The organism is uncultured Brachybacterium sp., assembly GCF_947500705.1.
Lineage (GTDB): Bacteria > Actinomycetota > Actinomycetes > Actinomycetales > Dermabacteraceae > Brachybacterium.
Window position 1 is genome coordinate 133,931 of the sequence record NZ_CANMSY010000005.1, and the last position, 16,256, is coordinate 150,186.

The following is a 16,256-nucleotide window of genomic DNA, read 5'->3' on the forward strand; positions in this document are numbered from 1 at the left end:
GCCGATCAGCAGCGGATCAGTTTCCGGTGAGCTTGGCGCGCAGGGCGGCCAGGGCCTCGTCGGAGGCGAGAGTGCCCTCGTCCGCGGAACTCGACTGGTAGGAGGACTGCGACGCGGGCGCCGAGGACTCCGTGGAGGAAGAGGATGAGGACGACGTGGAGGCGGCGGCCGGAGCGTTCGCGGACTCCTCGTCAGCCTTGATCGCCTCGACGACCTGCGCCTTGTGAGCGGTCCAGCGCTCGTACGCAGCCGCGTACTGGCCTTCCCACACCTCGCGCTGGGCGTCGTAGCCCTCGAGCCACTCGTTGGTCTCCGGATCGAAGCCCTCGGGGTACTTGTACTCGCCGTTGGCGTCGTACTCTGCAGCCATGCCGTAGAGCGCGGGATCGAAGGTCGAGTCGTCGCCCTCGGGGTCCACGCCCTCGTTCGCCTGCTTGAGCGACAGCGAGATGCGGCGACGCTCGAGATCAATGTCGATGACCTTGACGAAGACGTCCTGGTCGACGGTGACGACCTGCTCGGGCAGATCAACGTGGCGCTGAGCCAGCTCGGAGATGTGCACGAGGCCCTCGATGCCGTCCTCGACGCGCACGAACGCACCGAAGGGAACGAGCTTGGTGACCTTGCCCGGGACGACCTCGCCGATGGCGTGGGTGCGGGCGAAGAGCTGCCACGGGTCCTCCTGGGTCGCCTTCAGCGACAGGGAGACGCGCTCGCGGTCCATGTCCACGTCGAGCACCTCGACGGAGACCTTCTGGCCGACCTCGACAACCTCGGAGGGGTGGTCGATGTGCTTCCAGGACAGCTCGGAGACGTGCACCAGGCCGTCGACGCCGCCGAGATCGACGAAGGCGCCGAAGTTGACGATGGAGGACACAGCGCCCTCGCGGACCTGGCCCTTCTGGAGGGTCTGCAGGAAGTCCGAGCGGACCGCGGACTGGGTCTCCTCGAGGTAGGCACGGCGCGACAGGACCACGTTGTTGCGGTTCTTGTCGAGCTCGATGATCTTCGCCTCGATCTCCTGGCCGACGTAGGGCTGCAGGTCGCGCACGCGACGCATCTCGACGAGGGAGGCGGGGAGGAAGCCGCGCAGGCCGATGTCGACGATGAGGCCGCCCTTGACGACCTCGATGACGCGGCCGGTGACGACGCCCTCGTCTTCCTTGATCTGCTCGATCGTGCCCCAGGCGCGCTCGTACTGTGCGCGCTTCTTGGACAGGATCAGGCGGCCTTCCTTGTCCTCCTTCTGGAGAACCAGGGCCTCGATCTCGTCGCCGACCTCGACGACCTCGCCGGGGTCGACATCGTGCTTGATGGACAGCTCGCGCGAGGGGATGACGCCCTCGGTCTTGTAGCCGATGTCCAGGAGGACTTCGTCGTGATCGACCTTCACCACAGTGCCTTCGACGATGTCGCCATCGTTGAAGTACTTGATGGTCGCATCGATGGCTGCCATGAGTTCGTCGGCGCCGCCGATGTCGTTGATGGCGATCTGGGGGGTCGTGGTGTCGGTCATGTAGGTAAGGACTCCGTCGGGACAGGAAATGAGTAGGGTCGATGGACGTGCAAGCCCTCCGAAGAGGGCCTGTCGGTGCCCGTGCCGCGTACGACGTGGTGAACACGGCGCGGCCGGCTCGGCCACAGACCTTCGAAAGCCTAACAGCCCAGGCGAGGAACCGCGAGGGCAGGACGGTCCGGAACGCGGGTGGCGGATGTGAGTTCCGTCCTGATCCTCCCGCTGCGGCTCCCGTGGCCCCGAGTCGTCCGTGGATCTCGCCGTGCGCCCTGCCGAGGGGGCCTCAGTGCGCCGCCTCGCGCCAGGTGCGGCCGATGCCGATCCCGACCTCGAGCGGCACCGAGAGCTGGTAGGCGGAGTCCATGCCGTCCTCGACGATCTCCCGTACCTGGTCGATCTCGCCGGGCGCGACCTCGACCACGAGCTCGTCATGCACCTGGAGCAGCATCCGGGACGAGAGCTCCGCGTCGCGCATCCGCTGCTCGACGGCGAGCATCGCGAGCTTGATGATGTCCGCGGCGCTGCCCTGGATCGGCGAGTTCAGTGCCACCCGCTCGGCGTTCTCACGGCGCTGGCGGTTGTCGGAGGTGAGGTCCGGGAGGTAGCGGCGGCGGCCGAGGATGGTCTCGGTGTAGCCGGTGGTGCGGGCCGTCTCCACGCTCTGCTGGAGGTAGTCGCGCACCCCGCCGAAGCGTTCGAAGTAGCCGTCGCGCAGCGCGGTCGCCTCGGCGCGGGAGATCCGCAGCTGGCGGGACAGGCCGAAGGCCGACAGCCCGTAGGCCAGGCCGTAGCTGACCGCCTTCGTCTTCGAGCGCATCGCCGGATCCACCGCATCGGGGCTCACCCCGAACACCCGTGAAGCGACGAAGTTGTGCAGATCCTCGCCGGAGTTGAACGCCTCGATCAGGCCCTCATCCTCGGAGAGGTGCGCCATGATGCGCATCTCGATCTGCGAGTAGTCGGCGGTCAGCAGGGACTCGAAACCGTCCCCGGCGACGAAGACGTCGCGGATCCGCTGCCCTTCGGCGGTGCGCACGGGGATGTTCTGGAGGTTCGGCTCGGTGGAGGCCAGCCGCCCGGTCGCAGCGGCGGTCTGCTGGAAGGTGGTGTGCACGCGGGAGCTGCTGTCCACCACCTTGTCCAGACCCACCAGATAGCCGGTCAGCTTGCTCATCTCGCGGAAGCGCAGCAGCCAGGAGAGGAAGCGATGGCCGGCGGAGTCCGGGTCCAGGGACTCGGAGAGGTCGGTCAGCGATTCGGCGTCGGTCGAGTGGCCCGAGGAGATCTTCCGCGTGGTCGGCAGCGAGAGCGTCTCGAACAGCACCACCTGCAGCTGCTTGGGTGAGGCGAGGTTGACCTCCTCCCCGACGATCTCACCGGCCTCACGCTTGGCCTGGGCGACGAAGCCCTCGAACTCCTGGCGCAGCGAGGCGACCTCTTCGCCGTCGAGCGCGATCCCGCGCTCGTGCATGGTCTCTAGCACCGCCTGCAGGGGACGCTCGAGCTCGTCCAGGATGCGAAGAGCCCAGGGCTCCTGTGCGAGGCTCGCGCTGAGCGCCGCCGCCGCCGGGTGGAGCGCGGCAGCAGCTGACGCGAGGCGGGAGCCCGCGCGGGCGACGTGCTCGGCGCGCACCTCCGGGGTCTCCTTCGAGAGGGTCGAGGGGGCGGGCTTGCGGGGGCGCGGCTCGAAGGTCGCGCCGCCGAACTCGGTGCCGAGCGCCTCCGCGTCATAGGTGCGGGCACCGGGCCGCAGCACGAAGGAATCCAGGGAGAGATCGTGCAGCTGGGCCTGGGGGCGGTAACCGTGCTCGGCCAGCCAGGAACGGACCGCCGGAGCATCGGCGACCAGGATCTCCGTCGCGCGATCGAGAGCGGAGGCGAGCAGGGAGGAGCTCTCCGAGTCGAGCCGTTCCAGCGCCACCGCACCGCGGGCATCTGCTGTGGCCAATCCCAGCAGTGCACCGCCGCGGACGTCGTCGACCACATCGAGGGCGAGGACCTCGCTCCCCGTGTCCAGCAGCTCCTGCAGTCCGGTGACGTCCTCGATCGTGAGGGCCTCGACGGTCTGCTGCTCCTCCTCGGCGACCGCCGCCGCCACCGTCTCGCCGAGCAGCGCCGCCGGCAGGTCCCGGCGGATGGTGTCACCGAAGGCCAGGTCGTCGAACACCTCGAGCGTGCGGGTGCGGTCACCGCCGCCGAGGGCGTAGTGCGCAGGATCCTCGGGCAGGTCAAGAGTGGTGTACGCGGCATTCATCAAGCGGTTCCGCTCGACGGCTTCGAGATTGTCGCGCAGGGACTGACCGGCCTTGCCTTTGATCTCGCCGGCGTGGGCGATCACCCCGGGCAGGTCGCCGTACTGGACGATCCACTTCGCGGCCGTCTTCGGGCCGACGCCCGGGACACCGGGGAGGTTGTCCGCCGCCTCACCCACCAGCGCCGCGAGGTCCGAATAGCGCTCCGGGGGGACGCCGTACCTCTCCTCCACGGCCGCCGGGGTCATCCGACGCATCTCGGTGACGCCCTTGATGGGCTGCAGCAGGGTGACCTTCTCACCGACCAGCTGGATCGCATCGCGGTCGCTCGTGACGATCAGCGCCTCGTCGCCCGCGGCCTCGGCGCGCGCGGCGAGGGTGGCGATGATGTCGTCGGCCTCGTAGTCCTCGTAGGTGAGCCAGCGCACCCCCAGGGCATCCAGCACCTGTTGGATCAGACCGATCTGGCCATGGAAGGCCGCCGGGGTCTCGTCGCGACCGCCTTTGTACTGGTCGTAGATGCGGTCACGGAAGGTGCCGCCGGGCAGGTCGAAGGCGACCGCGAGGTGCGTCGGCCGCTCGGAGGCGACCACGTTGATGATCATGCGGGTGAAGCCGTACACGGCGTTGGTGGCCTGCCCTCGGCCATCGCTGAAGCCCTCCGCCGGCAGGGCGAAGAAGGCGCGGAACGCCATCGCATGCCCGTCGATGAGGAGGATCCGCTGGTCGTCGGTGTCACTCGCAGTCATGGGGAGCAGTCTCCCATGTCGCGCCGACCCCTGCCTCCCCGCCGGGTTGTGGCACGCTCGTGGCATGACCGCCAGCAATCGCCCTGACCACCTCGATGCTCCCCCGCTGAGCCCTCAGCTACGCGCGCACTTCGCCCCGCTCCTGCGCGGCACCCTGGTGGAGCGGTGCGGGATGGAGCTGCGGACGCTCGACGCGTCCGGCGGGACGATCAGCATGCCGGTGGCAGGCAACCTGCAGCCGGCCGGGCTGCTGCACGGCGGGGCGACGATCGCCCTGGCGGAGACCATCGCGTCGTTCTGCGCGATCCTGCGGGCCCGCGAGGTCCACGGCGACGGTGCGCAGGCTGTGGGAACCTCGGTCTCCGCGCTGCATCATCGCTCGGCGAAGCAGGGTGCAGTGCTCGGAACCTGCCGCGCCCTGCATCTCGGGCGCCAGGTGGCGAGCTATCTGGTGGAGGTGCACGACGAGCAGGGCACGCTGCTGAGCACGATCACCGTCTCCACCCAGCTGCTCGCGCCGCGCTGACCGACGCGCACGCCCCGCGGCTCGGAACCGGCACGGCTCAGCACGGTCTCACCTCCTCGGGAGACTCGAAGCTGCCGTCTCCCCTACTCGGGAGCCTCGAAGTTCTTCGCGGTGCCGCGCTGCAGCACATTGGCCTCGGACCAGGTGTACTCGCGGAGCTCTCCGAGCCGGGCATCGGACTGCGGGCCCAGCTCGAACTTCCCCATCCGCCCGGAGTACGCGACGGTCGCCCTCTCCCCCGCCTCCAGCGCCGTCCTCATCACCTGACGGCACGCGCCGTAGTCGCTGCAGGCCTCCGTGCCCGTCAGGATCGCGGGGATCGCCGCCGCCAGCGCCGTCCCTTCGACCGAGAGCGCATGCTGAGCTGCCAGGCAGGCCATGGTGAATGCGTCATAGCCCTGCTGCGAATAGGCATACCCGAAGCGCAGGAAGTCGGCGCTGATGTTGAGCATCATGTTCTCGTGCTCGATCGTGAGCTCGGCGCCCGGTTCATAGCTGGTCGCCGAGGTCAGAGAGTCCGGAGAGAGATCCTTCGCCACCTGTTCGCGCGAGTAGTCGACCGTCGCCGCCGGAGCGAGCCGCTTGGGGAACTCGACGGTGGGCCGCTGCCCCTCATCGAGAGTTGCGTCATAGAGCGCCGACAGGAAAGGGGCGGCCTCTGCGCCGCCGTTGAAGACCAGCAGGGCCGGCGGGGCATCGGTCACCGCCTTCACCCGGGCTGCGATGTCGCCGAAGTTCCCGACCTCGTAGAACTGCTGGGAGAGCACCTCTCCGCTGCGTGGCGCGAGGATCTGCTCGAGTTCGAGCAGCAGGCTCCTGCCCTGCAGGGTGTCCTCCGAGAGATAGGCGATCGTTCCGGGCGGTCCGGCCTTATCCGCCGTGCTCCCGATCGCGATCTCGGCATACTGCGCCGCCATCGTGCGATCCGTGGGAGAGAGTCGCACCAGCAGGTTCGCGGTCTGCACCTCCGGCTCGCGCAGATCCCGGCCGGAGGTGAACACATCGATCACCGCCATCCCCGCCTCGACCAGGGCTGGCATCGCCGCGATCAGCGACTCCTCGTCGATCGACGTGATCACGCAGGTCACGCCGGAATCGGCCATACCCTGGATGACGGTGGAGAGATCCTCCCCGGGCTCCTGCATCACGTACCGCTCGGAGAGCTCGACCTCATAGCCGAACAGCCCGTCCCAGCGGGCGTTCACATCGATCCGGGCCATGGTGATCGAGACCGCGATCGCGTCCTCGAAAGACGCCATCCGGCCGTAGTTCGCACCGATCTGACCGATCACCAGCGGGGTCTCGGGTTCCGAGAGGGCTGCAGCCGTGGCCGCGGGAGTGGTCGCGCGACGACGCCCTCGACGCATGCCGCCTTCACCGCAGGCCGTCAGCGCGCCCGTCCCGAGCACCCCCGCTCCGAGCCCGCGCACCAGCGTGCGCCGTGAGATCGCCATCACCCCGCAGCTCCCCTTCCGTCCCGGCCCACCCCGGCCCTGGCGATGTCAGTCCTTGCTCTGACCACCCAGCTGATCGATCACGGCATCCGCGACCTCGCGCATCGTCAGGCGACGATCCATCGACGTCTTCTGGATCCAGCGGAAGGCCTCCGGCTCGGACAGGCCCATGTTGGTCTGCAGCAGGCCCTTGGCACGGTCCACGCGCTTACGGGTCTCGAAGCGCTCCCCGAGGTCGGCGATCTCCGACTCCAGCTGCGTGATCTGCTGGAAGCGCGAGATCGCGATCTCGATCGCCGGGAGCAGATCCGCCGGGGTGAAGGGCTTGACGACGTACGCCATCGCGCCGGCATCCCGTGCGCGCTCGACCAGCTCGGTCTGCGAGAACGCGGTGAGCATGACCACGGGGGCGAGGTTCTCCTCACCGATCCTCTCGGCGGCCGTGACGCCGTCCATCTGCGGCATCTTGACGTCCATCACCACCACATCGGGGCGCAGCTCGCGCGCCTTGGCCACAGCGCTCTCCCCGTCACCCACAGCTGCGAGCACCTCGTAACCGGCCTCGGTGAGGGTCTCGACGATGTCCATGCGGATCAGGCTCTCGTCCTCAGCCACCACAGCGGTGCGACGCGGCGCGCCGTCGCCGGGAAGTGCCTCGTCCTGGGCGTCGTCGGGAAGTGAAGTCATATCGTCAGTCATGTCGCCCTGTGTTTCAGTGTGGGCCTTGCGCACAGGTGCTCAGCACCCGCACGGTCGAGGCCGGTGGTCATCAGCGGTATCCTAATCCAGCCCTCCCCCGCGGGGGGCCAGGCCGGGTTGGCGGAATGGTAGACGCGGCGCACTCAAAATGCGCTGTCCGTGAGGGCGTGCGGGTTCGAGTCCCGCACCCGGTACCTGCTCGAAGATGACGATGGCGCCCGACAGCTTCACAGCTGCGGGCGCCATCGTCGTGAGGAGGGTCTCGCTCAGCCCTGCTGAACTCGCTGCGCTTCTACCGCACGCGGCCTCGCAGGACGTCGCTCAGCCCTGCTGAATCAGGCCTGCGGACCCGCAGCGATGTTGCTCGCCTCGATGCGGGCGGACTCGGTGCCGTCGAGGTCGCCGATGCGGTGCACGCGCAGGGTGTTGGTCGAGCCGTGGACGCCGGGGGGCGAGCCCGCCGCGACGATGACCAGGTCGTTCTTCTGGAGGCCCTTCTGCTCGCGGAGCAGATCGTCGACCTTGCCGACCATCGCGTCGGTGTCGCTCTGCATCGGCACCAGGTGCGACTCGATGCCCCAGGTCAGAGACAGCTGGCGAGCGATCTCGGGGTACGGGGTCAGCGCCAGCAGGGGGATGGTGGGCCGCAGACGCGAGAGCCGGCGCGCGGTGTCGCCGGACTCGGTGAAGGTCACCAGGTACTGCGCGGAGAGCTGATCGCCGATCTCGGCGGCCGCACGGGTGATCGCACCGCCGCGGGTGTGCGGGATGGTGCCCAGCGGAAGGATGCGGTCTGCACCGTTCTCCTCCGTGTTGGTGATGATGCGGGCCATGGTGCGCACGGCCTCGAAGGGATACTTGCCCACGCTGGTCTCGCCCGAGAGCATGACCGCGTCGGCGCCGTCGAGGATCGCGTTGGCGCAGTCCGACGCTTCGGCGCGGGTGGGGCGCGGGCTCTCGATCATCGACTCGAGCACCTGGGTGGCGACGATCACGGGCTTGGCGTTGCGTCGCGCGAGCTCGATCGCGCGCTTCTGCACCAGCGGGACCTGCTCGAGCGGCATCTCGACGCCGAGGTCGCCGCGGGCGACCATGATGCCGTCGAAGGCACCGACGATCGAGCGCAGCGCCCGGACCGCCTGCGGCTTCTCGATCTTCGCGATGACGGGGACCCGGCGGCCCTCCTCCTGCATGATCCGCAGGACGCCATCCATGTCATGCGCATCGCGCACGAAGGACAGTGCGACGAGATCCGCGCCGAGGCGGAGGCCGAAGCGGAGGTCCGCGATGTCCTTCTCGCTCATGGCGGGAACCGACACGGCGACGCCGGGCAGGTTGATGCCCTTGTTGTTGGAGACCGGTCCGGGGACCTCGACGACGGTGACGACGTCGGTCTCGGTGACCTCGGTGACGCGCACCGAGACCTTCCCATCGTCGATCAGCAGGACGTCGCCGGGGCGGCAGTCGCCCGGCAGCCCCTTGAACGTGGTCGAGACCCGCTCGCGGCTGCCCTCGATGTCGTCCGTGGTGATGGTGAGGCTCTCGCCCACCTCGAGCATGTGCGGGCCGTCGGTGAACTTGCCGAGGCGGATCTTGGGACCCTGGAGGTCGACCAGGACGGCGACGTTCTTGCCGAGGTCCTCCGCCGCACGACGGATGTTCGCGTAGACGCTCGCGTGGTCGTCGTGCGTGCCGTGGCTGAAGTTCATCCGGGCGACGTTCATCCCCGCTTCGATCAGCGTGCGGATCTGCTCGTAGGAATCGGTCGCCGGCCCGAGTGTGCAGACGATCTTCGCTTTGCGCATGTCAACCCATCTGTAGTTCGTGTGCAGGGCCGCGACCCTCTTCAGCATTCTGCGGGCCCGCGCGCGTGCGCTGCCCTAGGGCCGCAGCATCGCGTATTCGACCCCTAGTGTTTCATACTGTGACGGGCTTCTCGCCGGGGCTCACGGGCCGAGACAGGGATGTGGCCCCCATCAGGTGCTCGTCGACCGCTGCGGCGCAGGAGCGTCCTTCCGCGATCGCCCACACGATGAGGCTCTGACCGCGGGCGCAGTCCCCCGCGGTGAACACCCCGTCCACGGTCGTCGCCCAGTCAGCATCGTGCACGATGTTGCCGCGTGAGGTGATGTCCACTCCGAGCGTGGTGAGCAGTCCCTCCTCGTCGGCGCCGGTGAAGCCCATCGCGATGAGCACGAGCGTGGCGGGCAGCACCGTCGCGGTGTCCGGGGTGGGGACGCGTGCGCCATCGACGAAGCGGGTGCGCGCCACCTCGAGCCCGCTCACCGCGCCCTCGGCGTCGATTTCGAAGCCGGTGGTCGACGCGAGGAAGGAGCGGTCACCGCCCTCCTCATGCGCGGTGGATACCTCGAAGAGGAGCGGGTGGGTGGGCCAGGGCTGGCGTTCGTCCCGCTCGAGGGGCGGCTGGGTGCCGATCGCGAGGGTCGTCACCGAGCGGGCCCCCTGACGCAGAGCGGTGCCCAGGCAGTCGGCGCCGGTGTCGCCGCCGCCGATGATCACGACGTCCTTGCCCTCGGCCGAGATCGGGCTCCCGACCCAGTCCCCCTCCACCAGGCGGTTCGCCTGGGTGAGGTACTCCATCGCCGGGTGGATGCCGGTGGCCTCGCGCCCGGGGACGGCGAGCTCGCGCGGCACGCTCGCGCCGGTGGCGAGCACCACCGCGTCGAAGCGGGAGCGGAGCTCCTGCACGCTCAGGGCCCCCTTCCCCGTGCCGCCCACGTCGACCCCGGTGCGGAAGCGGGTGCCCTCGGCGCGCATCTGCTCGAGGCGTCGGTCGATGAAGCGCTTCTCGAGCTTGAACTCGGGGATGCCGTAGCGCATGAGTCCGCCGAGGCGGTCGTCACGCTCGAGCACCACCACGGAGTGGCCGGCCCGGGTCAGCTGCTGCGCGGCGGCCAGGCCCGCGGGGCCCGAGCCGACGACGGCGACCGAGCGGCCCGTCTGGCGGGTGGGCTCGACCGGGTCGAGCCAGCCCTCGTCGAAGGCGCGCTCGACGATCGAGAGCTCGATGTTCTTGATCGTCACCGGCGGCTGATTGATGCCCAGCACGCAGCTGGACTCGCACGGCGCCGGGCAGGCACGCCCGGTGAACTCCGGGAAGTTGTTGGTGGCGTGCAGGCGCTCGTTCGCCTCCTGCCAGTCCTCGCGGTAGACCAGGTCGTTCCACTCGGGGATCAGGTTGCCCAGGGGGCAGCCCTGGTGGCAGAAGGGGATGCCGCAGTTCATGCAGCGTCCGGCCTGCCTCGAGACGACGTCGAGCGTGCCCTGCTCACGCGCCTCGTACACCTCGCGCCAGTCCATCAGCCGCAGCGGCACAGGCCGGCGAGCCGGCAGCTCACGGTCGCGGTAGCGCAGGAATCCGCGGGGATCAGCCATGGGTGGCCTCCAAGATCTCGTTCCAGACATCGTTCGCATCGGGGTCGTTGCCCCGGGCCACCGCGTCCTCCCGGAGCGCGGTGATGGTGAGGAAGGCGCGCGGCGCGATCTCGGTGAGCCGCGCGAGCAGCTCCTCCTCGTCCGCGAGCAGCGCGGCTGCCCGATCGGAGCCGGTGCGCACGGCATGGTCCCGCACCGCCTCGAGCACGAACTCGCGGTGCTCGTCCTTGACGGAGCTGAGCGCGAAGCCCACGGCGTCGGCCGGGTTCAGGCGGCTGGGGTCGAGGTCCAGCACGAACAGCGTGCCGCCGCTCATGCCGGCGCCGAGGTTGCGCCCGGTGGGTCCGAGCACCAGCACGGCGCCGCCGGTCATGTACTCGGCGCCGTGGTCGCCGATGCCCTCGACCACCAGCGTCGCCCCGGAGTTGCGCACGCCGAACCGCTCGCCCGCAGAGCCGGCCAGCAGCAGACGTCCGCTGGTCGCACCGTACGCGCAGGTGTTCCCCGCGATCGGAGCCGAGGTCACCGACGGGGCGGTGCCGGCGCCGTGGCCGACGGCGATGATGCCGCCGGAGAGGCCCTTGCCGACGTAGTCGTTCGCATCGCCCGTCAGGTGCATGCTGATGCCGCGCGGGAGGAAGGCGCCGAAGGACTGGCCGCCTGTGCCCTCGAGGTCCAGCACGATCGAGTCGTCCTCGAGTCCGTCCCCACCGGTGCGGCGGGTGACCTCGTGGCCGAGCAGGGTGCCGGCGCTGCGCTGCACATTGCGCAGGGTGTCCTGCAGGCGCACGGTCGGCACCGCGCCGCTGAGCACGCCGTCGGCCGCCGCGATCCAGGGATGGTCGGGGGCGCGATCCAGGTGGTGGTCCTGGCCTCGCCGACGACGGCGGAAATCACCTTCGTGGATGGTGGGCGGCGCGAGGATCGCCGCGAGATCCAGGCCTTCCCGCTTTGCGGCGCCGAGCACGCTGCCGGCCCGTTCGCCCTCGGCGAGGGCGAGCAGGTCGCTGCGGCCGATCGCCTCGTCGAGGGAGCGCAGCCCCAGCGCGGCGAGGTGCTCGCGCACCTGCTCGGCGATGAAGCGGAAGAAGGTCACCACGTGCTCCGCCTTCCCGGTGAAGCGCGCACGCAGCTCCGGGTTCTGCGTGGCGACGCCCACGGGACAGGTGTCCAGGTGGCACACGCGCATCATCACGCAGCCGGAGACGACCAGCGGTGCGGAGGCGAAGCCGTACTCCTCCGCGCCCAGCAGCGCCGCGATGACCACGTCGCGTCCGGTCTTCAACTGGCCGTCGACCTGCACCGTGATCCGGTCGCGCAGGCCGTTCAGCAGCAGGGTCTGCTGCGTCTCCGCGAGGCCCAGCTCCCAGGGGGTGCCCGCGTGCTTGAGGGAGTTCAGGGGGCTGGCGCCGGTGCCGCCGTCGTGGCCGGAGATCAGCACGACGTCGGCATGCGCCTTGGAGACGCCCGAGGCCACGGTGCCCACGCCGAAGCGGGAGACCAGCTTGACGTGCACGCGCGCCGCGGGGTTCGCGGACTTCGCGTCGTGGATCAGCTGGGCGAGGTCCTCGATCGAGTAGATGTCGTGATGCGGCGGCGGGGAAATCAGCCCGATGCCGGGAGTGGAGTGCCGGGTGCGGGCGATCCACGGGTACACCTTCTCCGGCGGCAGCTGCCCTCCTTCTCCGGGCTTGGCGCCCTGGGCGATCTTGATCTGGATGTCCTTGGCGAAGGTGAGGTACTCGCTGGTGACCCCGAAGCGGCCCGAGGCGATCTGCTTGATCGCGCTGCGGCGCTCCGGGTCGCGCAGCCGCTCGGGGTCCTCGCCGCCCTCGCCGCTGTTGGACATGCCGCCGAGCTGGTTCATCGCGATCGCGAGCGTCTCGTGAGCCTCCTGCGAGATCGAGCCATAGCTCATCGCGCCGGTCATGAAGCGACGGGTGATCGCGTCGACCCCCTCCACCTCCGTCAGCGGTACGGGCTCCAGGGCGCCGGTGCGAAGGCGCAGCAGGCCGCGGAGCGTCATCAGCCGCTCGTGCTGGTCGTCGACCTCGTCCGTGTAGCGGCGGAACTCCTCGAACTGGCGGGTGCGGGTGGAGTGCTGGAGACGGAAAACCGCCTCGGGGGTGAACAGGTGCGGCTCGCCCTCGCGTCGCCACTGGTACTCGCCGCCGACGGGGAGGCTGCGGTGCGCGGGGTGCTGGCCGTCCACGGGATAGGCCAGCGCATGGCGGGCCGCATTCTCCTGGGCGATCACGTCCAGCGTGATCCCGCCGATCCGGCTGATGGTGCCGGGGAACCACTCCTGGACGAGGTCCTGCGCGAGGCCGACGGCCTCGAAGATCTGTGCACCGCGATACGAGGCGACCGTGGCGATGCCCATCTTGGACATGATCTTCAGGACGCCCTTGCCGAGCGCCCGGTTCAGGTTCGCGACCGCCTGCTCGGTGCTCACGTCGCTGATCACGCCGCGCTCGACGAGCTCCTCGACGCTCTCCATCGCGAGATAGGGGTTGATCGCGCTCGCGCCGTAGCCGATCAGCAGCGCGGCGTGGTGGACCTCGCGCACGTCACCGGCCTCGACCAGCAGCGCTGCGGAGGTGCGTCGCCCGGTGCGCACCAGATGGTGCTGCACCGCGCTGGTGAGCAGCAGCGAGGGGATCGGGGCGAGGACCTGGTTCGCGTCACGGTCCGAGAGCACCAGGAAGGTGGCGCCCTCGTCGATCGCGCGCCCGGCCTCCTCGCAGATCTCGTGCAGGCGCAGCTCGAGTGCGGCGGTGCCCCCTCCCACGGGGTACAGGCCCCGCAGGCGCACGGTGTGGAAGTCGGCGGTGGCCGGGTTCGCGTCGATCGCGACGATCTTCGCGAGCTCATCGTTGTCGAGGATCGGGAAGTCGAGCGCGAGCTGACGCGCGTGCTGGGGCGTGGCGTCCAGCAGATTGCGCGAGCGGCCCAGGGCCACGCCCAGGGAGGTGACGATCTCCTCGCGCAGGGAGTCGAGCGGAGGGTTCGTGACCTGCGCGAACATCTGCGTGAAATAGTCGAACAGCAGTCGCGGACGCTCCGAGAGCACGGCGATGGGGGTGTCGGTGCCCATCGCGCCGAGCGGCTCGGCGCCCTTGGACGCCATCGGCGCGAGCAGGATGCGCAGCTCCTCCTCGGTGTAGCCGAAGGTCTGCTGCCGGCGCACGACGGAGGCGCGCGAATGGGTGATGTGCTCGCGCGCGGGCAGCTCGGAGAGGGCGACCTTCTGCTCGCGCACCCAGGTGCGATACGGGTGCTCGGTGGCGACGGCGCGGGTGATCTCCTCGCTGGGGACGATCCCGCCCCGCTCGAGGTCGAGCAGGAAGATCTCGCCCGGCGCGACGCGGCCGGTGCGCGCCACGCCGCTGCGGGGCAGGTCCACGAGGCCCGTCTCGGAACCGAGCACCACCAGGTCGTCCTCCATCACCCAGTAGCGCAGCGGGCGCAGACCGTTGCGGTCCAGCCGGGCGCCCACCCGGGTGCCGTCGGTGAAGACCACGGCGGCCGGTCCGTCCCACGGCTCCTGCAGGGCGGCATGGAACTCGTAGAAGGCCCGCAGGTCCGGGTCCATCGAGCGGTCGTTCTCCCATGGCTCGGGGATCAGCATCATGAGCGAGTGCACGAGGGAGCGGCCGCTGAGGTGGAGCAGCTCGAGCGCCTCGTCGAGGCTCGCCGAATCCGAGGCGCCGGGGGTGTTGACCGGCATCAGGCGAGCGAAGTCCTCGCCGAAGGCGTCGGTGGACATCGACCCCTCGGCGGCCCGCAGGCGGTTGCGGTTGCCGATCACGGTGTTGATCTCGCCGTTGTGCGCGAGGGTGCGGAAGGGCTGCGCGAGCGGCCAGGCCGGGAAGGTGTTGGTGGAGAAGCGCGAGTGCACGATCGCGAGCTCCGAGGCGAAGCGGGGATCACGCAGATCCGGGTAGAACTCATCCAGCTGCTCCGGGGTCAGCATCCCCTTGTAGACCATCACCCGGGTCGAGAGCGAGGGGAAGTAGCCCACCGTGGAGTGCTCGACGCGGCGGCGGACGGCGAAGGCCGCCCGCTCGAGCGCAAGGCCGGTGCGTTCCTCCTCGAGGTCGCTCAGGAAGACCTGGACCATGTCGGGGCGGACCGCTTCGGCGGACGGGCCGACCAGCCCCTCGGTGACCGGGACCTCACGGGTGCCGAGCAGCACCAGGCCCTCGTCAGCGGCGATCTGACCCAGGGCCTCGAGCACAGCGGTGCGACCGGCCCTGTCGCGGGGGACGAAGAGGGTGCCGGCGGCATATCCGCCCCGCGCCGGCAGGTCGAGCCCGCTGACCTCGCGGAGGAAGGCGTCGGGCAGCTGGACGGTGATCCCGGTGCCGTCGCCGGTGTCCTCCTCGGCACCGACCGCACCGCGGTGCTCGAGATTGCGCAGCGCCGTCAAGGCGTGCTCGACGATGTGATGGCCGGGGCGGCCCTGCAGGGTCGCGATCATCGCGACACCGCAGGAGTCCACCTCGCTGTCGGGGTGGTAGAGGCCCTGGGCGGCAGGCAGGGCGGAGAAACGGGAATGCAGAGGGAGCATGACGCAGAGAACCCTTCGACGGGGCGGCCGGTGACGTGCTCGTCATCCGTGACGAGCGCCCGGTGCCGGGGCGCGCTGCCCGTCCTGGCGATCTGCGTCGCTCGGGGGTGCGGTGCCTACGGTCCGGGGGAGGGATCCGCGGCTGCGGAAGGAGGCGTGCCGGACTTCTCCGTCCCGTCCTCGTCGGGGCCGTTGCCCGCAGTCTGCGCGGGCAGCCCGAAGGAGCCGTCCGCGGCGACGACCTCTCCCCCGCGCCGCTGCCTGCGGATCGTCAGCATCACGAACATCCCGATGCCGACCAGCGCCATCACCAGAGCGATCAGGGTGTGGATGCGCATCTCACCGATCATCAGCACCGGTTCGCTGCGGATCGCGTCGATCCAGGCGCGGCCGGTGGAGTAGATCGCGACGTAGGCCCAGAAGATCCGTCCGCCGGCCCACTGGTAGCGGCGGCTGAGCAGCAGCAGGACAGCCAGTCCTGCGAGGTTCCACAGCTGCTCGTACAGGAAGGTGGGGTGATAGGTGCCGGGGACGCAGCCGCCGATGGTCTGGCCGTTGGTCACGCAGGTCACCTCCCATGCCCACCAGGCATCGAGCGCGGGCCCGTAGAGCTCCTGGTTGAACCAGTTGCCGAATCGCCCCAGCACCTGGGCGATCAAGAGGGTGGGCGCGACGGTGTCGGCCAGGGCGGTGAACGAGACGCCCTTATGGCGCGCCATGAACCAGACCGCGAGGGCGCCGCCGGCCACTGCGCCGTAGATCGCGAGCCCGCCCTGCCAGATGTAGAGCACCGCGAGCGGATCGCCGTCGGGCCCGAAGAAGGGCGCAGGCGAGGTGAGCACATGCCAGATGCGGGAGCCGACGATGCCGGCGATGATCGCGACGAAGATGATGTCGAAGAAGGTGTCGCCGTCACCGCCGCGCCTCTCCCAGCGCTTGGTCGCCCACCACATCGCCACCGCGATCCCGGAGAGGATGCACAGGGCATAGAAGTGGATCGTCAGCGGACCGAGGGAGAGCGCCGAGATCGGCGAGCTGGGGATCATCGCGGCCTCTCCTGTCCTCGGGTCATCGGGTCATCGGGTCATCAG

At 69.7% G+C, this 16,256-nt stretch carries 9 protein-coding genes and 1 tRNA gene; 2 read left to right on the forward strand and 8 right to left on the reverse strand.

Going from position 1 to position 16,256, the window contains the following annotated elements:
* Nucleotides 1–16: 16 nt before the first annotated feature.
* Nucleotides 17–1,516, reverse strand: a complete 1,500-nt coding sequence (gene rpsA, locus Q0937_RS10795) for a 30S ribosomal protein S1 (protein ID WP_299303437.1) — start codon at nt 1,514–1,516, stop codon at nt 17–19.
* A 283-nt stretch (nt 1,517–1,799) separates the two neighbouring features.
* The gene (gene polA, locus Q0937_RS10800; RefSeq protein ID WP_299303439.1) at nt 1,800–4,517 is read right to left on the reverse strand and encodes a DNA polymerase I; all 2,718 of its coding nucleotides are present in this window, start codon (nt 4,515–4,517) and stop codon (nt 1,800–1,802) included.
* 64 nt (nt 4,518–4,581) lie between these two features.
* On the opposite strand from polA, the gene Q0937_RS10805 reads away from it, so the two are divergent.
* Complete coding sequence (locus Q0937_RS10805) at nt 4,582–5,043, forward strand: hotdog fold thioesterase (protein ID WP_299303441.1); 462 nt, start codon at nt 4,582–4,584, stop codon at nt 5,041–5,043.
* 83 nt (nt 5,044–5,126) lie between these two features.
* Here Q0937_RS10805 and Q0937_RS10810 read toward each other — a convergent pair whose 3' ends face one another.
* Both Q0937_RS10810 and Q0937_RS10815 read right to left on the reverse strand, forming a co-directional pair.
* On the reverse strand, nt 5,127–6,497 hold the full coding sequence (locus tag Q0937_RS10810; RefSeq protein WP_299303442.1) for an ABC transporter substrate-binding protein: 1,371 nt from the start codon (nt 6,495–6,497) through the stop codon (nt 5,127–5,129).
* 48 nt (nt 6,498–6,545) lie between these two features.
* A complete protein-coding gene (locus Q0937_RS10815) occupies nt 6,546–7,184 on the reverse strand; it encodes a response regulator (RefSeq protein ID WP_363323226.1) in 639 nt (212 codons plus the stop codon).
* A gap of 123 nt (nt 7,185–7,307) precedes the next feature.
* Between Q0937_RS10815 and Q0937_RS10820 the strand changes: the two genes are divergently transcribed.
* Nucleotides 7,308–7,390: transfer RNA gene (locus Q0937_RS10820), tRNA-Leu, on the forward strand.
* Nucleotides 7,391–7,531: 141 nt separating this feature from the next.
* On the opposite strand, the gene pyk is transcribed toward Q0937_RS10820, so the two are convergent.
* The 4 genes from pyk to lgt form a co-directional block, all read right to left on the reverse strand.
* Nucleotides 7,532–9,001, reverse strand: a complete 1,470-nt coding sequence (pyk, locus tag Q0937_RS10825) for a pyruvate kinase (RefSeq protein WP_299303446.1) — start codon at nt 8,999–9,001, stop codon at nt 7,532–7,534.
* Nucleotides 9,002–9,113: 112 nt separating this feature from the next.
* Nucleotides 9,114–10,592: a glutamate synthase subunit beta gene (locus tag Q0937_RS10830; RefSeq protein ID WP_299303448.1), complete on the reverse strand. Its 1,479-nt coding sequence runs from the start codon at nt 10,590–10,592 to the stop codon at nt 9,114–9,116.
* Complete coding sequence (gltB, locus tag Q0937_RS10835) at nt 10,585–15,165, reverse strand: glutamate synthase large subunit (RefSeq protein ID WP_299303450.1); 4,581 nt, start codon at nt 15,163–15,165, stop codon at nt 10,585–10,587. The genes Q0937_RS10830 and gltB overlap by 8 nt, the downstream gene beginning before the upstream one ends.
* Nucleotides 15,166–15,281: 116 nt before the next feature.
* A complete protein-coding gene (gene lgt / locus Q0937_RS10840; RefSeq protein ID WP_299303452.1) occupies nt 15,282–16,211 on the reverse strand; it encodes a prolipoprotein diacylglyceryl transferase in 930 nt (309 codons plus the stop codon).
* Between the last annotated feature and the right edge of the window lie 45 nt (nt 16,212–16,256).